Consider the following 20,661-nt stretch of genomic DNA (forward strand, 5'->3'; position numbering starts at 1 on the left):
GATTCATTGCTAAAGGATCTAAGACAAGAATATTTTAACCTCAAACGAGAACTTGCACAAAAACGTATACGAGTAGTAGGTTGGCAACCAGTAGATGAATACTTTAGTGACGTGCAAGTTGCCACTGCAGGTAATGATGTAGTACTCCGTTATGCAAATCAAGCTCTTAAATCACAAGTGGAAAAGTTGTTGATTAATCATATACGTGTAGCTTTAGAATAAAGATTATTATTCGTAAGAGGTATGGATTATTATTTACTAATTTCCTCATATTGTTCATTAGTTTACTTTAACGTGTGACGAAGCTACGGCTTTTTTATTTTTAAATTTATTTCACTGGTAATTCACTATACAAATATAGCTATCACATCATATTAATAGTAGGGTAAAGCTAATTTAGCCTTACACCTCCGAAACTTTTTACTAAGGGGTCACTCCTAACCAAAGTGACCCTTTTATAGTTACTCAAAAGTACCCTATAGGATAGACTGCGGTCTAGAAACAGAATGGCAAATTATAAGTTTTAGCTTCCCGGCCACCGATATCATTAGAAGTTTTTTTAGTCAAGATAAGAAATACTTGAAAGCCCATAAACCTTTATATATCAAGGTTTATAGGCTTTCTCCGTTTTTGAGAAAATGATAAGAATCATTTTACACAATTACTCTTTAAAATTTTACGTCAATAATCGACAATTGATTGGTCTCATTGCAAAACTTTGTAAATTAATAGTGCATATTGTTACTACCTTGTGAATATAATAGCCACATGCAAATTAAGCTTTTAATTGATTTATTAAGGAATTAGGATGAAACAAAGGAGTGTAAAATTGTCGATTTCAAATCCTCAATACGCATTTTTAGAGGTTGATTTTCATAATCCTAATTTAACTAAAGTAGAACTGAAGGTTGAGAATATTTCTGAAGGGGTACGGGAAAATAATGAACTCGTAGGAAATACAAAAATAGCATCGAAAATAATACCACCTAATGTATATATAAAATTAAACTGGATAATAGGTTGGCTCTTATGGATACCAGTAGATATTTATTGTGCCACGGCTTTGGTAGTAGATAAATTCGTATCATAAAAAAGGTGAAACCACCATTCTATGGAAATAAATTATCAAGCAGAATAAAATCTCATACTTGCACGGTTGTCTTAGGTTATTCTTAAGATCGAATGCGAAAAGCGAGACAGTATGACATGGAGGAAAAAAGTAAGTGGTAATTAGCCCGGAATTATTTCCGGGTTTTTTTGTATTTTAAGAAATCGAAAGAGATGGATCAAGGTCGATGTTTACAGAATAAAAAACCCCCAATACACACCTTTTTCTAAGATAATATTGGGGGTTAGTTCAAAATTAATTAACGTTTATTTTCATTTTGAATACTACTGAAATCTACTTCCTCACCGAACTCTTCTCTGTTTTCATTTTTACGTTCTCTGTTAGCATTTTGATTTTGATTCTGCTGTTTTTTGTTGTCTTGAGTTTTATTATTTTTATGTTTATTATTACCCATGATCATCTCACCTCCACCATTAGTGTGAGAGAAAGATGATTTTTTATCCGCATAACTTACAATTAATTAATGAAATATATGTGATGAAACAAAAATGTATGGATAAAGTAACATTTTCACCTCCACTTTCTGAGAACGCAGCCGGTAATGTTAATTCACTTGTTAGTGGTTACTTGTCTCATCTTAGAAAGTTCCGTTTATTCTTAGATTCTGATGGAACTGCAGATCCATCTGCGCTCAAGCAGAAAAAGACTTCTAATCGTGTATATACTCGTAAGAAGAAAATGGATGTTGATGTTCCTTATCCATCGATCTAGCGGGTTGAGATCTACCACCTGCAGGAGGATGCACTTAATAAACTGTTCTTTAAGCTATGCCCGAAGAATACAGACGTTATCGATATTCTTTTGAAGACATAACGCTTAGTACGAACATTTTTTCAATCTATCCTGTAGCTAATCACATAATTGCTTTGGAAATAGATGCGAGACTTGAGGCCGGTGATGTTACGCTGTTAGGAGATATCTAGTATGTAACTATAGGTAATACAGAGAAGAATTTTTACTCCTTTGCCTCAAAGTATTGTAGCCATCACAGTCCACTCGATTATCCGATTTACGATAGCTACGTCGATGAGGTGCTTCGCTATTTTAGAAATCGTGATAGTTACTCAGATTTTCAGGATGGCGATTTGAAGGACTATGTTAAATTCAAAGGTATACGTGAGCTCTAAAAAAAGGACACAATCACTGTTGAAGAAAGAGTGCAAATAACAGAGCAGATGATAACTATTACAGATCGTATTTCAGCATAGGATACTGACAACAAAGATTTTCTCAATGGAATAATTAAGTACGGAGGAGTTCCTATCATAGGAGGCGCTCTTGTATTGGAGGTTGTAATCTTAGGTGTTAGGTACTAAGATTCCAGCTTTGAAAAAATTGTAGTAGATATGTTTCCGCATACCTGTTAAAACAATAAAAAACGGTTGACCTGTTTCCTATAACCAAGAGATTAATAATGGCAACTAAAGTCGTAGAAGTGGTTGGAGTTAGTTTAATAATAAAGAAATGATAAAAGAACGGATTCCCAGTAATGGATTTTTTTGTTACACGAAGGATTGAAGATATTTTCGAAGAAATTATATAATGAAGTAAGTGTTAAAATTTTTTATGGAGGCGGACTATGAAGACGGAAATGATTATAACCGTAGTTTTAATTATAGGAATGGTAATCTTAATAGAAAAAATATACGGCAAAATTAATATAGAAAATTATTCTCCTATTTGGGAGTATTTTTCTAAAGCAATTCTCTATGGGTTTATTGCTAGCATTACATTACTCTATGGAAAGGAAACGCTAAGAGATGTTAATCCACTAGAATGGGCCATCATTGCAGTTTCAGCAATAGAAGGAACAGGGAACTATATTAATTATGTAAAAGAATCAAAAAGAAGAAAAGAAGAAAAAAGAAAGAATTGAGGTAATCAAACTTAGATACATAATAAAATAATTCTTCAACTTAATAGAGTCGCTGATCAAAACGGGATTGATGCTCTTTTTGTAAGTGAAAGTAGAAAATACAGTAAGTTGGTATTTCGCTAAAGTAGAGCAGAGTCATTTATAATTTAACCCACCAGCACCAATGTGTTGCCACATGTAGAGTGTGTCTCGCAACAGAAGGCAACTAACCATGGTTAGTTGCCCTGCTATAAAGTGTTTCGGTTTACCACAAACCTCCCCTAACAATACCCCACATCCTTCTTCGGTGAGCTGTGTTTGAAGGATCAACTCCACAATTCATAAGCCAGTGTGCTGCATTATCTCTCTGAGCTCTTGTTACAGGTACTCCACAACATTCAGATAGACGATCAACGAGACCGTATGCACCTGCGGGACTTCTTAAGTGATGATAGTTACATGATCTAAGAGCTCCACATACACGACCGAAACAATGAGGGTTTCTAATTCTTTGTCGGAAAACACGCATTAAATTAGGATCAATATTGCCCATTGACAAAAACCTCCTTTCAAATAAAAGTAAATTACAGAAAAGATGGGAACAATATAGTATATGAGATGAAAAAGGAGGGGGGTAGATAGATTAACTATTTTTTTAAAAAAACTCCTATAATGAACTAATTGTATTTTTTTAAGTAATGGCTTAATGTAACCAAAGGCCATACGTATTGATAGCTGTGATAGTGGATATAAAAGTGTCCTGGTAAACCTGCACCAGTAGGATAAGTGGTCCGACTAGTTTCTGTATTTTGCCATTCTAAAATTCTTATAATTCCTTCTGTGATTTCTTTTGTAGGAAACTCAGAGATAGAAATTAATGCATCAACCGCCCAACAAGTTTGTACTAGTGTAGAATAGGACAAAGGAATATATTCTTTATGAAAATCACTCTGGCATGATTCACCCCAGCCTCCGTCAGATTGCCTTATATTTAACAACCAATCTGTTGCTTTCTGAATAGTTGGATGATCAGATGAAACCCCAACTGCCTTTAAGCCTGTGACAGCGGCCCATGTACCATAAATGTAAGATATCCCCCAACGTCCGTACCATGAACCATCATTAGTTTGATTCTTTATTAGCCATTTTACACTGTTCATTACACGAGGATGTTGCATAGTCAAATTTAAATGATTCCCTAGAAATTCCAATGTCCTGCCAGTGATGTCAGCAGCAGAAGGATCTATAGCAGTGTCTTCAAAACTCTGTATGGGGAAAAGCCATTTAATGTATGAAGGACTATTTTTTTTAAATGCTCCCCAGCCCCCGTCATTGTTTTGCATGGTTAATAACCAATCAACTCCCGAATTCCAGGCCATACGAAAATCAGAATGACTACATGTAAAATTAGATAGTGCCCTTAATGCCGCTTGTGTATCATCAACATCGGGATTAATGGAGTTGCTTTCTGAAAAACCCCATCCTTTATTAGAGTGTTTGTGTTGTAATTCCATTAAGAAGTTCGAAGCTAATTGGATAGCTGGATCCTTTATGGTGAGACCCGATTCTTGTAAGGAATAAGAAATTAGCGCAGTGTCCCAAACAGTCGAAGGAGAGTTTTGAATATGAAAAACATCTCCTTTTTCGTATAAAAAAGATCTAATACCGCCAATAGCATTTTTAATAATAGGAGAAGATTTTGTATAACCTAGAGAAAGTAGTGCATAAATCATAAAAAATGTAGAACTTGCGTAACTATATAATGTCCCATCCTTTTCAATGCAATTATATATATGTTGTTCAGCTTTTAGCCTCGTAGATTCTTTATAAGTAGGCAATATCTTTTTAAATAAATTAAACCCTCTTTTTTTCTTTTTAAGTGCCTTATATTTCTTTTGAGATAAAAATAAATGCTGTAAATCAGGCGTCCATTTATTAGTAACTACAAATTTATCGTGTCCTAATATTAACATAGGAAGAAAGTGTGCTTGTACGTATGAGCTAAAATGAAAAAAATTAAATGTTAGAAACTTAGGTATATTCATGATACTAAGTGGGATAGGAAATAGTCTTGGCCAAGGGTATAAGTTGGTAATAGCTAGTAAACACTTCGTAGAAATATGACTTTTTTCAAGTCCTCCATTCTCTACAATAAATTGTTCACTTAATTTCATCAACGGATCATCTTTATTCAAATGTCCAGAAAATAAAAGAGCTGTATATGCTTCAATTGTTGCAGATAAATTTCCTTTTTCATCATCATAAAGTTTCCAAGCACCGTTATTTTGCTGTTGCTGAAGTAGACGTGCAACAAGTTTCTTTATAAGATTCTCATCATCATAATCTAATACTCTTAACAGGATAATCATATTTGCATCGGTCGTTGGTCCATTTTCAAAACAATATCTCCACGAACCATCATTATATTGGTCTTGCTTCAGATTTTTAATAATTTGTTGTATTTTTTGGTGAATCTCATTTATTAGATTCATTTAGGTTTACACACCCTTTTTTTTTGTATTTGAAAAAATAAATTGCAATTAAGATATTTTATGATGAGAGTTATAAAGATAAATAGACAAGTGCGGAGAATTGGGGAGAGGGAGAGTTAAAATTACATAAATTACCCAAAATTCTATATTTAATGAAATTAACTCATATCAACTAATAATCTATATTATCCATAACGGGGGTGGCATTTCGGTTGAAATGAGTGACTCTTTAAATATTAAACAAATAACCTTAATTACGTATGTAGATGGTAAAGAAGTATTTAGCGAGAATGGGGGAAAGCCGGAGATAACGTCAAAGGTTACTTCAACAATAGAGTGTATTAATTGAAGAAGCCATAGTTGAATATGTATAAGAAAAATATGCTCGACTCCACTAAAAATAGGAACCGAGCATATATAATTAAACCCACAACCACCCTTGTATTGCCACCATACGCAGCACACTGTGAAGCGGTGACGTTGCTGGAGTTAGTATAAAAATTGATTAGAGTGAATTTCTATTATTGGAATTCTAGTTTGGGGAACATATTGAACTTATGGGCAGATTAGTAGACGGTGGGGAACAACAATGTTACCGATCATTTTAAACTTCTTACGGTGTGGAAGGAAGTGAGCTACCATGACAACTTACCAAATAGAGGAACACTTTATTTATGGAATAAAAATATTATGTAAACTATTAAAAGGAACTTGAAGATTTGATATGAAGTGGAATAATTCAATTAGAACATCCAAAAGAGTATGTAATCCTTACATATGTCGTTGGCATTTTCATTTTTAAATAGCCGATTGTCAAAACAGTCTATCCGCAATGACAATCATATATGTAGGCTCAAAATTCCTTATATCCTGATGCCCACTAGTAAGGGGAGAACAAAAAAATCACCCATGTCATGACGAGTGATTTTTGAAAATCTATTAGATGGTTAGGTTCATAACAATTTGCTCGCCAATACGTCCCATTTTTCTTTCCCCGTTATCGACAAAGCCAACTTTTAAATACAAATTTTGAGCCGGAATATTTTTATGATTAACGACTAAAACAACTTCATTATATTCTTTAAATTCCCTCTTCATAAATTCAGACAATGCTAGCATCCCTTTTTTGGCGTACCTATTTCCTTGTTGTTTATGGTCAATAGATAATGCAGTAAGCAGCATAGCTTTTGGATTATTAGAATATTCTTTTACTCTTTCTGTTGCGTGCAAGACAAAAAATCCTACAGGCACATTGTCACTCAAAATAACAATCGGATACTGTCCAACCATTTCTATAGAAATCTCTTTTGGAAGGGCAGTAAATTGACTTTGTTCGTCCGGAAGCTCAAAGTCATTCAAAATATCCACATACTCTTCTGAGAAATGTACTAATTCAATGGTGTTCGTTTTTTGCATAAAATTGCCTCCTTTTTTATCATTTTAATATCAGAACAAACGTTCGTCAAGAGGCTTGTTTATAAATGGTATGTAATCATCTTTAATTTGATGGTTCAATATAGTTAATCAACACTAAAAAAATAAAAAAATTAGGGGGAATGAAAAATGGTTTTACTTAAATATGACGTAGAGGAAAACGAGCTAACAATGTTAAAAGAAGTTTATCAATCAGTAGGATGGATGAAACATGACGAACGTATAATTAAAAAAGTTTTCCATGCAAGTACACAACAAGTTTTCGCAGTAAAAGATCATAAAATTATAGGTTTTGCGAGAGCTCTTTCAGATGGTGTCTTTAATGCTGCAATTTATGATGTTGTCGTACATAAAAATTATCAAGGAAGAGGAATAGCTAGAACTCTTTTAGAGGACATTATTCACCAATTAGAGGATGTTTCTTGTATTCAGCTAATTGCAACAACAGGAAATGAACCTTTTTACGAAAAGATCGGCTTTAAAAAATTGAAAACTGGTATGGCCATATACAATAATCCGCAACTAGCAGAGGAGTATTTGGAATGTAGTAATCCTTGAGGAGAAGAACACAAAAAAGCTGTAGCGTACGGTATCGCTACAGCTTATTTTGACTTGCTTAGGTTAGTCAGTAAAGCGATTATATCATACAATAGGACAAACTAAAAATAACAACAGCTATATTTGATGAAGTATTTAAACATAAGTCAAACTTCAAAGAAATCATATTGTACTCCCTAATTATAATTAATAAATTCTCTTAAAAACAGACAACTATTAGTTATCTGTTTTTATCTTTCTGCTATCATCCAATAAAAAATTAGCCTCAAATACTACGGCTATCATATTCTCTCGTATATCTATATTCAAGTACTTCGGCAAAAATCACATAAGAATAAGATTCAAGACATATAAATAAAGGTAGCGTACAAACATAAGTCTAAAAGCATTGAAAAAAATTAAGAAAATCTTCATTTTTTTCTAAGAAAAAAATAAACATCGTTAGATATACTTATAAAAAAAGGAAATTTATGAAACCGTTTGAATATTTAATACGTATTGGTAGTAGGAAAGAAAATTGAAGTAGGTGAGGACATGGCATACACCATTTACATAGTATTAACAAAAACAGGTACATTATTATCAAAAGCTATAGGCATGTATACTGGAAAAGAGATGAATCATGCGTCCGTTTCTTTTGATGAGGAGCTCTTTGAAATGTATAGCTTTGGACGTAGACAACTAAACAATCCTTTAAGTGGGGGTTTTTTGCGAGAAGATGCAGAAAGAGGGCTATTTGAAACGGCTGATTGTGTAATTTATCGTTGTAAAATATCTCATTATCAATACTTAGAGATGATGAAAATCGTACAATATATGTATTGGAATCGAGATCGTTATAAATATAATTTTATTGGACTCTTTGGAGTAATGATGCAAAAGGAGGTTCGAAGGGAGCGTGCCTATTTTTGCTCGCAATTTGTGGCGATGCTATTAAAGGGTGGTGGGCTGAAAGTTTGTCAAAATCCAGCATTAATGACACCTCATTGTATCGCACAATTACCTTATTTAGAAAAAGTATATGCTGGGAAGCTTGCAGACTATTTACAAAGTGTGCGTTCACCAGCAATGTTATATGGCTAAGAAGAAACCACGAATCATTCTAATTAATTTTTATCCTCGCTATCATGAAGCCTTGGCGTATCTAGATGTCCTCCAAAGCTTCATACTTTACGGTCGTTCTAGGCTGATGTCAATACAGATTAACATTGGATATGGTGCTTAAGTCTTGATAATTTACTCGATGTCCATCACCGATTAATGAATATAAAACTATTCTGTTATAAAATTAAAGGTAGTCAAGTTGGGTATTATTCTCTTTGGAGTATATTATATACTTTAAAGTAGAATCTGAAGTGAATATAATTTAACTTCCTTCAGCGAATATTTTGTAGCGAAAGCAAAGCGTCAGCCACAGATGTTTTTTGTAACGAAAGTGAAACGACAGTTACAGATGTTTTTTTGTAACGAAAGTGAAACGACAGTTACAGATGTTTTTCACCGCTATAGTTGGAGAGGTTAGATGAATGCAGGTTTAAGTTACTTTTCAGCGGGTGTCCAAACATCTGCTAAAAAAGAAATTGAAAAAATACATAGGGGGCGTTATTGATGAGCGAAGAAGTAAATGCATCTGGCTGGGATGCGATTGATCAGGAATTATTAAAAGTTTACGGAGACCAGGAGCCAAAGCATTATGGAACTGTTATTCCATATTTATTAGGAGGCGAAGATCCGCTAGAAGGAATCAGTGCCTATAAAAGTGAGACACCAGTTCCACACTGGCATTTTGTCACTTATGGATTTTCTGAATTATATGAAAAAGAATCAGAGGATGCTGAATACAGCGGATATGGGTTTGAGTTAACATTTCGTCTTGCCCGAAATGAAGATGAGGAGGAGCCACCAGCGTGGGCGTTAAATTTGCTGCAAAACATGGGAAGATATGTTTTTGACAGTGGCAATGTTTTCAGATCAGGCGATTATTTGGATGCTAATGGTCCAATCTGCCAAGGAGCTGACACGCTTTTAACGGCGCTTGCCTTTGCGTTAGATCCTGAGTTGCCAGCTATTGAGACACCAAATGGACAAGTGGAGTTTATTCAAATGGTAGGTATTACAGGCGATGAGCTTGAGGCGATGCAAACTTGGAATACTATTGGTGTACTAGATGCAGGTCTAGAATATATCCCGAGCTATGTTACTGACTTATCTCGTGCATCTCTTTTACAGATTTCATCCATTGCCGAAGCGGTAGAAAAAGGAATGGCGGAAGAAGGCTCTAATACCGGCTATTTATTTGTGGACCAACTAGCTTGGGAGCAGGGGAAAAAGGGATTGTTCAGCAAACAGCCTAATAAGTTAACGCTGGGGGCAAAGCAAGCGGGAATAATCGGCAAACTATTACGAGGACGGATTTTAAAAGGGAAAAGGCTAACCTTAGTTGGTCGAGAAATCCGTGTTGTATTTGAGCCAGGTGAAAAATGTGGGTATAGCGTGGAGGAAGCGGATATTACCATCACATTAAATGACAAGGCAGTTATGGAACTCAATCAAAACTTGATGCCGCAAGAACAAGAGTTTGAAGTATCCTCTATACCGGGGCTTTCCATTCAAATAGCAAAAACGTATATTAAAGATCAGCAAGGAAACGTTGTAGAAACAATCGGATGATAAAATATAGTCTCCCGCTAAAAGGATGAAGTACTACTTTGACTCCTATCTATAAGGGGAATATCTTAAATGAAGAAACAGACAAAAAGAGCATTGAAAATCGTTAATATTGCCAAAGAGCCTTTAGAGAAATTACCGTACATTACCGCTACATCAAAGGCAGCGGGTATTTCTTATGAATATCTTCCTATTTATTGGGGAGAGATACTTGGAATGCCGGAGGAGTTGGATGCACTAATTATTGCTTCTGATTTACAAGGAATTGTAGGTCATAAGCAAGAGCAGGTAGAAGAAGCCCAAAAGTTACTGGGTGAGGAACTTGCGGAAGTGCTTTCCCTTTTGTTTCAAATCCATTTACCAGATTTGGACCCAGCCAAGGTGATGGTTTGCTTATGTGGAGATTTATACACTGATCTAATCAAAAGAGGTGCTAGCGGTAATCCTTTGCCTGTATGGAGAGCTTTTCAGAGTCAATTTGGATTTGTCACAGGCATCGCAGGAAATCACGATCTATTGACGAATAAGGAACAAGCTGAATTGGATTCTACCTCAGGTATCCATTACTTCTCGGATGGGGGTACAATCATGTATGGCAAACTTGCAGTTGCAGGACTCGGAGGAATCATCGGTAGGGCAGATAAACCGAATCGGATGGGAGAAGCAGATTATTTGGCAAAACTCAGAGACATTATAAGACATGTTCCCGACATCCTGCTACTTCATGAAAGTCCGAAGATTAGCTCACAAGGTCTACCTGGTAATCCAAATATTTGGAATGAACTACAGAATGCTGCTGAGCTTTTGGTCTGCTGCGGTCATGTTCATTGGGATACACCACTAGTTGAAACGAATGATGGGCTACAGATTTTAAATGCGGATGGTCGTGCTTTTATCTTTACAGCCGCAACACTAGATTAGAAATAACGGAGTATTTCACTTAAAAGGTTGAGATATTCTAAAGAAAAGATACGATAAATCCTAAAAGGTAGAAATCCAACTTAGCATTTCTAATCAATTCTTTAAAGTGATAATGTAATTGGCATTTCGCCTTCATGTAAGGAGTCTATTTCCTTTTGAAATCTTGTAGTGATGAAGGGAGGAAAGCTCTTTACTTTTAGGAAATGGGAACAGAATTGTCAAAAGGTACATAGTTTGAGATAACTGTCCTGTCATCTCAAACCACACTACATGTGTATACCCATTTCTTTATTTACGGGAAGATAAGTAATCCAAATACTCTAACCGAGTGAGCCCACCTGTTTGACGGTTGAATTCATCATATGTAATATCCTCTGGTAAGCCAAATTCCGCAAGTGCCTGCTTGCGCTCCTTAGCATATAACGGATGCTCTAGTGAATGTAACATTGCTTGTTCTCTGGTAGTATCAAACCATTCGACGTTGATTCCTGCACTTACGCCATAATTAGAAAAACGACTTGCTGTCTTAAAAGAAGTTTCTTTTTCTGACTTACTAATTGTTCCTGTTCCCCAGGAAAGGCGGTAGCACTTTTCTTTTTCATAATCGATGTTAATACCATAACCAAGTGGTAATAGAATATCTGTTTCGGTTAGCGTTTTGTGTCCAACTTTTTCGTAGCCACCACGCATAAAATGATCGTCCATAACAATCAAGGTTTGTTCAGATAAAGGAGCTGAAGTAATATGCTCTATACTTGGTAAGCGATTTGTTGTTTTGAACAGATAAGGTCGAATAAAAAGCGGCATCGTCATTACATCATTCCATAGACAATCTTCTGAAAACAAACCATCTTTTTGCATTTGGCGTAAATCTCCGATGACAAGCACATAGCCATCTGTGAATAAATCAATTTCAACTCGGAAAATATCTCCTGGAACGGCTTTATAACGCAAGCTTTTTTTCCTTGAGAGTTTTTCCAACTTCTGACCATAGTCTGGAGGTAAATATGATGGAAACTGATGTAGCCACTCAAGGATTTCCTCCTTACTTGTTAAATTCTTCGTGTTTGTCAGTGGCAGTTCGAAAAAGGTCTTCGCATTGCGAGCGGTAATGTAGCCGGATGGCTGATCCCCGATATGCACGCCAGCAGAGAAAACAACCCCGTTCGCTTTAACGCTGGAAATATGGGTATAATTCATTTTTTTCTCTTTACCACGGGCAGTTTGAGGAAGAATTACTTCACGATTTCGTGTCTGAATCTTTACATCGGATTCTTGATTTGCTTGCTCATTAACTGATATACGTTTTCGAATGACATCACCATCCATGCAGATGAAATAACCATTTCGTATTTCAATCGTATCCCAATGCTCTTCTATGGGATGTAGTCCGAAATAAGGACGAAGCGAATTTGTCAGCCAACTATTTATGGGGGTCATAAGGTTACCTCCTATGCGATAAAATTGAATAACGGATTATATCAAGTATACTGAATGCTTCTTGCAACGAAAATATTTTATATAAAAACATCCATGAAATAGTTAAATTCGATTATTTAGAATGATCTAATGGGGGAAGAAGATAAGCATAAATCATTAGTACTGTATGAAGATCGATATAGATTTCTTAAACTTTTGATTAGAACTTTTCCATAAAACTATAGTTCAACCTTTTCTGCTATAATGAATGACTGTAGAGATTGGGGTGATAAAAATGCATATCGTCATAATTGAAGGCGTGCCATATGATTGGCTGAAACAATTACAGGAAATTCATGCACATGTATTTGATGGAGCAAATCTCCCACTAGAAAAACTAGAATGTAAAGAAGGACTTATTTGTTTATTAGCGGTAGAGAATGAAGATATCATAGGCTTTAAACTAGGTTACACACACCCTGATGGCGTTTTTTATAGTTGGTTAGGTGGTGTCCATGAAAATAAACGGGGTCAAGGTATTGCCAGTCAATTAATGATGCGACAGCATGAACATCTACAGGCACTTGGCTTTAAAAAAGTTCGTACATATGGTAGAAATGAGCGAAAAGCAATGCTCATCACAAATCTTAAACACGGATTTGATATTGTCTCAACTTTTGTGGATAAAAAAGATCGACATAAAATAGTGTTTGAAAAAATATTGGAATAGGAGTTTTATTATGAAGGCATACTTAGCAAATGGATTATTTTCTTTAGGAGATCGTTTAGTCAACGAGCAGCTCGCTGCATCAATTAGAGAGGCAGTACCAGGTATTGAATTATACGTACCACAGGAGAATGATGCGATAAATGATAAAGCGGCATATGCTGATAGTTTGGCGATTGCGCAAGCGGATTTAGAGATGCTGCAAAATAGCGATGTATTAGTGGCCGTTTTAGATGGGGTTGAGATTGATTCAGGTGTGGCAGCAGAGATTGGTGCATTTGCAATGCTGAATCGACCAATCGTAGGCGTATTTACAGATGTTCGCCAACAAGGCCGGGACAATATGATGAAAATAGAGGCACTTGTACGGGACGGAATTGAAAATCAGTTTGTTTATCGAAATTTATTTGTTATTGGCTTGATTAAGCGCACGGGAGTGATTACAACTTCCATTGCTGAAGCTGTTAAAGCCGTTGAAAAATATAAAAAATAGGAGGAGTATTGTATGTTACTATCAACAACAGATATTCTAGCGGGAAAAGAAATTGTAGAAACTATAGGTTTAGTAAAAGGCAATTCAGTACAATCGAGAAATATTGGTCGTGATATGATGGCTGGACTTCGCAATATTGTCGGAGGAGAGATGAAGGAGTACGCAGAAATGCTCGTTCGCTCCCGAGAAACTGCTACGCAAGCGATGGTAGAAGAAGCAAGACAACTAGGAGCAAATGCAATTGTTGCGATAAGATTTTCAACATCATCGGTCATGGACGGCACATCAGAAGTATTAGCATACGGAACTGCAGTAAGAGTAAAGGAATAATCCACTAAAGACTTCGATCAATAAGATCTTTACTTGTGTTGAAAAACAAAATGGTCAAATGAAATTCATTAAGGTGTCACTTAGAAAAAGTATGACGTTTGGGCAAAGCTAGAGGTTGATTTCCGTTCCGGCCGTGCGCTTTGTAGCTGCCGCTTCGCTTTCGCTACAGGGGTCTCTGATCCCCAAGGAGTCGCCCAGCCTGCACTTCAACCAACCACTTCACATAGAATTTATTGTGATAAAACGAAATTTCTACATTATATCTGTGCGAAAGTGAGTAGCCTGGAACGGAAATTAATCCCATTTTAAGGGTAGCTTTATTAGCATTATGAAGGACTTCAATCACCAAGATTGAAGTCCTTTTTATCTACCAATGCGGAATTAACTGTAAAAATAAAGTGAATTATAACAAAAGTATAGTATGTCGTGCCAGTTATACCAATAAAATAGAAATTCAGTAGTTAAAAGGACTAATAGTGTCCAACTCTTTTTGTATAATAGAGAAGTAATTTTGAAGAGAGAGTGGGATATATGGTAGATTCACAACAAAACAAAGGCTATCGCGTCATTTCGATGTTTGACAGACTGATGGATGGTCAAGGAATTAACAAAAAACAAGAAGCATTTACACATAATGTTGGTGAAAAAACCATACAACGGGATTTGAATGAAATTCGAGCGTATCTAGAAAAAGCTAAATTGGATTGCCATTTAGAATATGTGCGGACAGAAAATGTGTACAGGCTAACAAATAATGGGGAAAGTATTTTATCGAAGGAGCAAGTTTTAGCAATCGTTAAAATTCTCATCGAATCAAGAGCACTACTAAAATCAGAAATGAGCGATATTATAGATAAGCTTATTTCGATTGTTGCGGCCGATAAGCAGGAATTTATTCACAGTATTATTTTAAACGAAAAGCATTTGTACGTAGATTTAAATCATAAAAAGTCTCTATTGCATTTAATTTGGGTTCTTTCAGAGGCGGTTCAAAAAAAGAAAATCATTAAAATTGATTATTTACGTGAAGGCGAAATAATTCCAACAGAAAAGATTTTAAAACCACTCGCCGTCATTTTCGCAGAATACTACTTTTATCTAATTGCTTATGATAATAAGCACGAAAAGGATTTGCCTATTGTCTATAGAGTCGACCGAATACAGCATTTTGTTGAGCTTGATAAAAAATTTCAAATACCATACGCCGAGCGTTTTCAAGAAGGAGAATTTCGCAAACGCATTCAGTTTATGCATGCTGGCGAGCTAATGCGTATGAAATTTATCTTTAAAGGAACATCCCCGCAAGCTGTATTAGATCGTTTACCAACAGCAAAAATAGTATCCAAAAAAGATGGGCAATATTTATTTGAAGCAGAAGTTTTTGGACATGGTATTAAAATGTGGCTGCTGAGCCAAGGGGCAAGCATTGAAGTGATAGAGCCCATTGAGCTTAGAGAAGAGATGATTGAAACGATTCAATCGATGCAGCAAAATTATCGCTACATATAAAAACAAAATAGAAGGTAAAAATCCGCGTAAAACCAAATCGAAGCGGATTTTTACCGTTTAAGAATGAATTATTTTTCAAAAAAGATCCTCAAAAAAGGCCATATTAAAGTTATCTAAAAGCTTGTAATCTTTCATATAGCTTTCTTCGTATAAATAAACAAATAAATGTTTTGAGTCATCTAATCGTATGCCAATTTCACGTTTATCATTAGTATGTAACGTTAACCAATAAGCCTCGTCATAATCTGAATTGGAAAAATAGACTTTTCGAAGCGTCTGATTTTCAAATTGCTGCATTATTTGATTGATTTTAGCTGCATCTGTAATTGTGATTGTTTTGTTATCAGAGGAACGGATCAATTCAATTTCGTTAATTTGTTCGATATCAAGTCGTTCAATTACCTCCTTATCAAAAGTAGAATCGCGAGTTAAAAATATTGTTGATGCAAATAAAATGATAAGAGGTAATAGGATGCCGATAATTATTTTATATCTTTTTTTCATGTTATACTCCTTGAATTCTAAAAATTCGCGCATAGGTATTCTTTTCCACGCTATAATTAAGCATATACTGAATGGATAAAGGGTGGCAATCAAATGACATATAATCATGAAGAAAAAGATATATTATATCCAGATGGTACATTAATGTATCGTGGCGGCGTGAAGAAAAATGACTTTGGTCATGACGTTTATGATGGAAAGGGTACGCTATTTGACCAAGAAGGTGAGCTGTTATTCGAGGGAGAATTCCTCAATCATATGAAGCAAGGTAACGGCATCATGTATTTAAAAGGTCAAATGATTTATCAGGGCGAATTTATTCAAAATAAAAAACAAGGTAATGGTATTTTATATAAGGATGGTCAGGTATATTACGAGGGGCATTTTCGTAATGATTTAATGGAAGGTTACGGGATTTTGTATTATGAAAAAGATGTTATTGCTTCTTTTAAAGAGCTTCGTGTACAGTATCCACATTTAAATCAGCCACAATTCGAGGGTGATTTCGTCCATGGCATGAAGAAAGGCAAGGGAAAACAATACTATCCAAGTGGTTTTTTACAATATGAAGGTGATTTTATTTGGAATCATATGCAAGGTGCTGGAAAGCTTTACTATGCAGCAGAATCGCCAAGTGCTAAGGAGCTTGCAAATGGCATAACATCTCTTAAGTATGAAGGCTATTTCTTTGAGGATATGAAGCATGGAAAAGGTAAGAACTATTCCAGACAAGGTGTGCTTGAATCGGAGGGGCAATTTAAAGAGGATGCTATGACAGGACATGGTACTCTTTATTATGCTAATGGACAGGCTTCCTTTATCGGAGATCTTGTAAATGGAGAAAAGCACGGTCGAGGAGATTTTTTTAATGAAGAAGGAAAAATTATTTATAGCGGTGAATTTATTAACGGTGAACGTTTACGAATAACACCAGACATAGAGCGTGAGATAGAAAAGTTACAGAAGCAGCTCGATGGGCTTGTAGGACTTCCAAATGCTAAAAAGGAATTACATAATCTTATTAATTTCATTAAAATTCAAAGCTTGCGTGTGGATCATGGTTTAACGAGCTTCCCAATCACATATCATCTAGTATTCTCTGGAAATCCAGGTACAGGAAAAACAACAGTGGCACGTATCATAGGCCAAATATATAAGCATCTTGGTGTACTTTCAAGTGGGCATTTTGTAGAAACAGATCGTGCAGGCCTAGTAGCAGGATATGTTAGCCAGACGGCTTTGAAGGTCCAGGAAGTTGTGAATAAAGCAAAAGGCGGCGTACTTTTTATTGATGAAGCCTATTCATTAATAAATGATAAACAAGACGCATTTGGTAAAGAAGCAATTGATAGCCTTTTAAAAGCGATGGAAGATTTACGGGATGATTTAGTTATTATCGTTGCCGGTTATACAGAGCTCATGGAGGAATTTCTCCTAGCTAACCCAGGTTTTAAATCCCGCTTCAATCATTTTGTGCAGTTTGATAATTTTAGCACAGATGAGCTTTACGATATTTTTGCCATGCTATGTAAAAATAATGATTACCAGTATGGTGACGTATTTGCACATCATATGAAGGAGCAATTGCATCAAATTCCAGTCGAATCAATTCCAAACTTTTCGAACGGTCGTTATATTCGAAACTTATTTGAAAAGCTCGTGACTATTCAATCAAACCGTCTAATTCAACAGCAAGACATTACAAGAGAAGAATTAATGGAATTTACAGAGAAAGATATTTTACTAGGTATAGCAGAAAATCTATTTGATAATACATTTTAACTTCTTTGGCCTAAAGCCTTCGGATGCAATTATGCCGAGGCATAATTGATAAGTTGTCATTGAGGTCAAGTAATCAAAAAAACTTGGCCTTAGCTGTGAATAAATAGGAGTCAATACAAAAGTGATTTTAACACTTAGTCACCACCCTCCGTGAATATAAATGTTCTTTATTTAAGAGGAATTACAAATAACCCAAAAAAGGAGATTAAAGATGAAAAAACTTTTAGCTATTATATTAATATGCGCATGTATTTTACCAAGGGTAATGACTATAAATGTAACGGTCAGCAATAACATCAAAGTTCCAAAAAAATAACAGATTGAACAATTGACAAAAAATGAAAGTAGTAGTAATCTAACACAAAAACATACGCTACCGTATCTAAGTGGAGAGATGACATGCAATTAACGAGGGAAGATTGGATAAAAGCAGGCTTACAACAATTAGCTGATGAAGGAATACATAAAGTTCGCATCGAAGCACTTGCTCGATTACTAAAAATAAGTAAAGGGAGCTTTTATCACTATTTTTCTGACCATCAAGAGCTGTTAGATTCTATGCTCGACTATTGGGAAGTACATGCCACAAAGCTGATTGTTCAAAGTATGGAGCAACAGGAGGCCTCTTTAGAACAGCTATTACAAATTAGTTTTAATCGAGATAAAAAAATGGAGATTGGTATTTATACATGGGCAAAATATGATCCTGTTGTTGCAGCACGCTTAGTGGATATTGAGGAACAAAGAATTTCTTGTGTTGCGAAATTGTATCAAAAAAAAGGGATAAATAATGCTGAATCGATAGATAGAGCGAGACTTGCCTATTTAACGTATGTAGGATGGATGACAAGGTTTGAAGAAAATCCTAATTTTGATATTGATAAAATGGTTGAGCTTTTAACTTCTTGCTGCGATTGACCATATATCCACCGAAATAGAGGAACTCAGTCTAAGAACGCCACGTACTGTGGCAATTTATCTACAAAAAACATCTGATGCTATCGCTGCGTTAGCACTACGCTTTCGCGCAATAAACATTTGTTGCTGCCGCTACGCTTTCGCGCAATAAACATCTGTTGGCTTAAAGCCTCAGGCGGATGTCACGGAATTAAGCCGAGGCATCATTAATTACATGATTATAAACGTCCCTAATATGGTTATAGAACCTGAAGGGGCAAAATTTTTACTATAACATACGGTAGTGTATGTTTTAGGATTACGACATTGGAGGTAAATATATGAAATCAATTTTACCATTAATAGCTGTAGGGTTTCTTTGGTTTATCAGTTTTTTGCATATGTACTGGGCTTTTGGAGGTCGATGGGGTTCTACCGCTGTTCTTCCAGTAAAAAAGGGAGAGCATAAACCTGCATTTACTCCAAGAAAATGGGGGACATTATTCGTTGCCATTCTTATTCTACTGGCTAGTATCATTATCGTTGTTCAGGGTGATTATTTGCAGAGCTTTCAAGCAAATAGTCTATCTAAAATCGGAAGTATAGTCTGTGCTATAGTTTTTACTATTCGGGCGATTGGGGATTTTAATTATGTTGGATTTTTTAAAAAAATAAAACATTCACAGTTTGCTAAATACGATACTTGGATCTACAGTCCATTATGTTTGTTCTTTGGATTTGTCTATATGATACTATTGTTTTAACTTCTTTCAGCGGGGTGTCTAAACATCCGCTGAAAGAAGTTAAAGCCTCCGGACGCAATTATGCGGAGGCATAATTAATAATGAGTGATAGCAGGGGAGAAATTATAGGGGGAAACAATATTGAATCAAACAATTTACTTACTTCGTCATGGTGAAACTGAATTTAATACACAAGGACGATATCAAGGAGAGCTCGATTCTCCATTAACAGAAGTGGGTGTACTTCAAGTACAACAAAATGCTCGAATGCTAAAAAGTTTAATTGGAAATCCTAATGAATGGAAAATTTTTTCGAGTCCTTTAGGTAGAGCCATGCAGAGCACTGAAATAATTTGTGAAACAATTGGATATGATTTGAAGAATGTTGAAAAAGATAATCGTTTAACCGAGGTTGCAGTGGGACAGTGGGCTGGGTTAACAACGAAAGAAATTGAAAGTTCTTGGCCCAATCTTCTTCATAACACAGACGTCTATAACTGGTATTTTAATGCGCCTAATGGAGAAGCTTATGACTCAGTAGTGAACAGACTAAGTGCTTGGCTAAAAGACATTCAACAGATTCCGAAAGTGATTACTATTTCGCATGGTCTAACAGGTCGTATTTTACGAGGAGTATACGCGGATCTAAAAAAGGAAGATGCACTGAAGTTAGAAGTATCTCAGGATGTATTTTTTAAATTAGCGAATAAAGACATAACGAGAATTTGTTCGGATTTCGATGATTTTTATTAATAAAGGCTGTTTTCGTAAAGTTTGTTGTTATTAATAAAAAAAGTAATAGGGTGAAACTTAAAGAGGATTTGCTGCGTCTGAATGAAATAGTGAAATAATGGGAATTTAGGGTGAAATATGTGAAAAAATTTATTTTATTTGTTTTATTATTGTATTTTATGTCTGTTATTCTTATCGGTTGCCAATCAAATGATAATAACGGATTACAGATTTTCCGAACGAGAAAGCCTATGCAGGGTGTAGCCCGTCTTTAGACAAGGGATGAAAGTGAGGTCAGACAAGAGGTAACTATTGCTACCTTAAGTGTCTGAAAGGGTGTTATACTTCATCTATAGACTAGTAAAAGTCTATAAAACACGCTCGTTCATTGAAAATTGGATATTGTATAAGGTTCGATAGCCTAATTCATGCTATCGGTAAAACAATATGTGTCGTCACGAAAAAGACG

Annotated in this window: 22 protein-coding genes; 16 read left to right on the plus strand and 6 right to left on the minus strand. The window is 35.5% G+C overall.

The features are described from left to right. Nucleotides 1–222 (plus strand): YhjD family protein (locus tag AC1DCY_RS24000; protein ID WP_477354256.1); only part of this gene is annotated, 222 nt, incomplete at its 5' end. Nucleotides 223–829: 607 nt separating this feature from the next. Beyond that, a complete protein-coding gene (locus AC1DCY_RS24005; RefSeq protein ID WP_477354259.1) occupies nucleotides 830–1,090 on the plus strand; it encodes a hypothetical protein in 261 nt (86 codons plus the stop codon). Nucleotides 1,091–1,367: 277 nt separating this feature from the next. Here the strand turns inward: AC1DCY_RS24005 and AC1DCY_RS24010 are convergent, their stop codons facing one another. After that, nucleotides 1,368–1,523 carry a hypothetical protein gene (locus AC1DCY_RS24010; RefSeq protein WP_166672163.1) on the minus strand — a complete coding sequence of 52 codons (156 nt, stop codon included), beginning with the start codon at nucleotides 1,521–1,523 and terminating at the stop codon, nucleotides 1,368–1,370. A gap of 83 nt (nucleotides 1,524–1,606) precedes the next feature. Between AC1DCY_RS24010 and AC1DCY_RS24015 the strand changes: the two genes are divergently transcribed. Together AC1DCY_RS24015 and AC1DCY_RS24020 are read left to right on the plus strand one after the other, a co-directional pair. Further along, the gene (locus tag AC1DCY_RS24015; protein ID WP_477354262.1) at nucleotides 1,607–1,840 is read left to right on the plus strand and encodes a hypothetical protein; all 234 of its coding nucleotides are present in this window, start codon (nucleotides 1,607–1,609) and stop codon (nucleotides 1,838–1,840) included. Between the two features lie 868 nt (nucleotides 1,841–2,708). Then, a complete protein-coding gene (locus AC1DCY_RS24020; protein ID WP_477354265.1) occupies nucleotides 2,709–3,005 on the plus strand; it encodes a hypothetical protein in 297 nt (98 codons plus the stop codon). 244 nt (nucleotides 3,006–3,249) lie between these two features. Here the strand turns inward: AC1DCY_RS24020 and AC1DCY_RS24025 are convergent, their stop codons facing one another. From AC1DCY_RS24025 to AC1DCY_RS24035, 3 genes are all read right to left on the minus strand, one after another. Further along, nucleotides 3,250–3,537, minus strand: a complete 288-nt coding sequence (locus tag AC1DCY_RS24025; protein WP_477354268.1) for a hypothetical protein — start codon at nucleotides 3,535–3,537, stop codon at nucleotides 3,250–3,252. Nucleotides 3,538–3,661: 124 nt separating this feature from the next. Further along, entirely contained in the window at nucleotides 3,662–5,476 is a 1,815-nt protein-coding gene (locus tag AC1DCY_RS24030) for a terpene cyclase/mutase family protein (RefSeq protein WP_477354270.1), read from the minus strand. Between the two features lie 939 nt (nucleotides 5,477–6,415). Next, nucleotides 6,416–6,892 (minus strand): GNAT family N-acetyltransferase, encoded by a 477-nt coding sequence (locus AC1DCY_RS24035; protein WP_477354273.1) that lies wholly within the window; start codon nucleotides 6,890–6,892, stop codon nucleotides 6,416–6,418. A 147-nt stretch (nucleotides 6,893–7,039) separates the two neighbouring features. Here AC1DCY_RS24035 and AC1DCY_RS24040 point away from each other — a divergent pair, with 147 nt between their 5' ends. The 4 genes from AC1DCY_RS24040 to AC1DCY_RS24055 all read left to right on the plus strand — a co-directional run bounded on the left by AC1DCY_RS24040 (nucleotide 7,040) and on the right by AC1DCY_RS24055 (nucleotide 11,056). Beyond that, nucleotides 7,040–7,468, plus strand: coding sequence for a GNAT family N-acetyltransferase (locus tag AC1DCY_RS24040; RefSeq protein WP_477354276.1), 429 nt, complete (start codon nucleotides 7,040–7,042; stop codon nucleotides 7,466–7,468). A 534-nt stretch (nucleotides 7,469–8,002) separates the two neighbouring features. After that, entirely contained in the window at nucleotides 8,003–8,551 is a 549-nt protein-coding gene (locus AC1DCY_RS24045) for a hypothetical protein (RefSeq protein WP_477354279.1), read from the plus strand. Between the two features lie 525 nt (nucleotides 8,552–9,076). Further along, nucleotides 9,077–10,138 (plus strand): suppressor of fused domain protein, encoded by a 1,062-nt coding sequence (locus AC1DCY_RS24050; RefSeq protein ID WP_477354281.1) that lies wholly within the window; start codon nucleotides 9,077–9,079, stop codon nucleotides 10,136–10,138. Between the two features lie 69 nt (nucleotides 10,139–10,207). Beyond that, entirely contained in the window at nucleotides 10,208–11,056 is an 849-nt protein-coding gene (locus AC1DCY_RS24055) for a metallophosphoesterase family protein (protein ID WP_477354284.1), read from the plus strand. 288 nt (nucleotides 11,057–11,344) lie between these two features. Here the strand turns inward: AC1DCY_RS24055 and AC1DCY_RS24060 are convergent, their stop codons facing one another. Continuing rightward, entirely contained in the window at nucleotides 11,345–12,496 is a 1,152-nt protein-coding gene (locus AC1DCY_RS24060) for an immunity 26/phosphotriesterase HocA family protein (protein ID WP_477354287.1), read from the minus strand. A gap of 274 nt (nucleotides 12,497–12,770) precedes the next feature. Here AC1DCY_RS24060 and AC1DCY_RS24065 point away from each other — a divergent pair, with 274 nt between their 5' ends. The 4 genes from AC1DCY_RS24065 to AC1DCY_RS24080 all read left to right on the plus strand — a co-directional run bounded on the left by AC1DCY_RS24065 (nucleotide 12,771) and on the right by AC1DCY_RS24080 (nucleotide 15,534). Then, nucleotides 12,771–13,205: a GNAT family N-acetyltransferase gene (locus tag AC1DCY_RS24065; protein WP_477354290.1), complete on the plus strand. Its 435-nt coding sequence runs from the start codon at nucleotides 12,771–12,773 to the stop codon at nucleotides 13,203–13,205. Nucleotides 13,206–13,215: 10 nt separating this feature from the next. After that, entirely contained in the window at nucleotides 13,216–13,695 is a 480-nt protein-coding gene (locus tag AC1DCY_RS24070) for a nucleoside 2-deoxyribosyltransferase (protein WP_477354293.1), read from the plus strand. A gap of 12 nt (nucleotides 13,696–13,707) precedes the next feature. Beyond that, nucleotides 13,708–14,025, plus strand: coding sequence for a YbjQ family protein (locus AC1DCY_RS24075; RefSeq protein ID WP_477354296.1), 318 nt, complete (start codon nucleotides 13,708–13,710; stop codon nucleotides 14,023–14,025). 531 nt (nucleotides 14,026–14,556) lie between these two features. Further along, complete coding sequence (locus AC1DCY_RS24080; RefSeq protein ID WP_477354299.1) at nucleotides 14,557–15,534, plus strand: helix-turn-helix transcriptional regulator; 978 nt, start codon at nucleotides 14,557–14,559, stop codon at nucleotides 15,532–15,534. 75 nt (nucleotides 15,535–15,609) lie between these two features. Here AC1DCY_RS24080 and AC1DCY_RS24085 read toward each other — a convergent pair whose 3' ends face one another. Beyond that, nucleotides 15,610–16,038, minus strand: coding sequence for a DUF5301 domain-containing protein (locus AC1DCY_RS24085; protein WP_477354302.1), 429 nt, complete (start codon nucleotides 16,036–16,038; stop codon nucleotides 15,610–15,612). Nucleotides 16,039–16,131: 93 nt separating this feature from the next. On the opposite strand from AC1DCY_RS24085, the gene AC1DCY_RS24090 reads away from it, so the two are divergent. The 4 genes from AC1DCY_RS24090 to AC1DCY_RS24105 all read left to right on the plus strand — a co-directional run bounded on the left by AC1DCY_RS24090 (nucleotide 16,132) and on the right by AC1DCY_RS24105 (nucleotide 20,213). Continuing rightward, on the plus strand, nucleotides 16,132–17,820 hold the full coding sequence (locus AC1DCY_RS24090) for an AAA family ATPase (protein WP_477354305.1): 1,689 nt from the start codon (nucleotides 16,132–16,134) through the stop codon (nucleotides 17,818–17,820). Nucleotides 17,821–18,219: 399 nt separating this feature from the next. Then, a complete protein-coding gene (locus tag AC1DCY_RS24095) occupies nucleotides 18,220–18,738 on the plus strand; it encodes a TetR/AcrR family transcriptional regulator (protein WP_477354308.1) in 519 nt (172 codons plus the stop codon). Between the two features lie 320 nt (nucleotides 18,739–19,058). Beyond that, a complete protein-coding gene (locus AC1DCY_RS24100) occupies nucleotides 19,059–19,481 on the plus strand; it encodes a DUF3995 domain-containing protein (RefSeq protein ID WP_477354311.1) in 423 nt (140 codons plus the stop codon). Nucleotides 19,482–19,601: 120 nt separating this feature from the next. After that, nucleotides 19,602–20,213 carry a histidine phosphatase family protein gene (locus tag AC1DCY_RS24105; RefSeq protein WP_477354314.1) on the plus strand — a complete coding sequence of 204 codons (612 nt, stop codon included), beginning with the start codon at nucleotides 19,602–19,604 and terminating at the stop codon, nucleotides 20,211–20,213. Nucleotides 20,214–20,661: the final 448 nt, after the last annotated feature.

Source organism: Lysinibacillus sp. 10T31 (genome assembly GCF_056394365.1).

Coding starts and splice junctions, on each gene's coding strand:
- AC1DCY_RS24080 (WP_477354299.1), top strand. CDS start 14,557: ATGGTAGATTCACAACAAAACAAAGGCTATCGCGTCATTTCGATGTTT.
- AC1DCY_RS24100 (WP_477354311.1), top strand. CDS start 19,059: ATGAAATCAATTTTACCATTAATAGCTGTAGGGTTTCTTTGGTTTATC.
- AC1DCY_RS24025 (WP_477354268.1), bottom strand. CDS start 3,537: ATGGGCAATATTGATCCTAATTTAATGCGTGTTTTCCGACAAAGAATT.
- AC1DCY_RS24055 (WP_477354284.1), top strand. CDS start 10,208: ATGAAGAAACAGACAAAAAGAGCATTGAAAATCGTTAATATTGCCAAA.
- AC1DCY_RS24010 (WP_166672163.1), bottom strand. CDS start 1,523: ATGGGTAATAATAAACATAAAAATAATAAAACTCAAGACAACAAAAAA.
- AC1DCY_RS24065 (WP_477354290.1), top strand. CDS start 12,771: ATGCATATCGTCATAATTGAAGGCGTGCCATATGATTGGCTGAAACAA.
- AC1DCY_RS24090 (WP_477354305.1), top strand. CDS start 16,132: ATGACATATAATCATGAAGAAAAAGATATATTATATCCAGATGGTACA.
- AC1DCY_RS24060 (WP_477354287.1), bottom strand. CDS start 12,496: ATGACCCCCATAAATAGTTGGCTGACAAATTCGCTTCGTCCTTATTTC.
- AC1DCY_RS24020 (WP_477354265.1), top strand. CDS start 2,709: ATGAAGACGGAAATGATTATAACCGTAGTTTTAATTATAGGAATGGTA.
- AC1DCY_RS24035 (WP_477354273.1), bottom strand. CDS start 6,892: ATGCAAAAAACGAACACCATTGAATTAGTACATTTCTCAGAAGAGTAT.
- AC1DCY_RS24095 (WP_477354308.1), top strand. CDS start 18,220: ATGCAATTAACGAGGGAAGATTGGATAAAAGCAGGCTTACAACAATTA.
- AC1DCY_RS24015 (WP_477354262.1), top strand. CDS start 1,607: ATGAAACAAAAATGTATGGATAAAGTAACATTTTCACCTCCACTTTCT.
- AC1DCY_RS24070 (WP_477354293.1), top strand. CDS start 13,216: ATGAAGGCATACTTAGCAAATGGATTATTTTCTTTAGGAGATCGTTTA.
- AC1DCY_RS24030 (WP_477354270.1), bottom strand. CDS start 5,476: ATGAATCTAATAAATGAGATTCACCAAAAAATACAACAAATTATTAAA.
- AC1DCY_RS24045 (WP_477354279.1), top strand. CDS start 8,003: ATGGCATACACCATTTACATAGTATTAACAAAAACAGGTACATTATTA.
- AC1DCY_RS24075 (WP_477354296.1), top strand. CDS start 13,708: ATGTTACTATCAACAACAGATATTCTAGCGGGAAAAGAAATTGTAGAA.
- AC1DCY_RS24040 (WP_477354276.1), top strand. CDS start 7,040: ATGGTTTTACTTAAATATGACGTAGAGGAAAACGAGCTAACAATGTTA.
- AC1DCY_RS24050 (WP_477354281.1), top strand. CDS start 9,077: ATGAGCGAAGAAGTAAATGCATCTGGCTGGGATGCGATTGATCAGGAA.
- AC1DCY_RS24085 (WP_477354302.1), bottom strand. CDS start 16,038: ATGAAAAAAAGATATAAAATAATTATCGGCATCCTATTACCTCTTATC.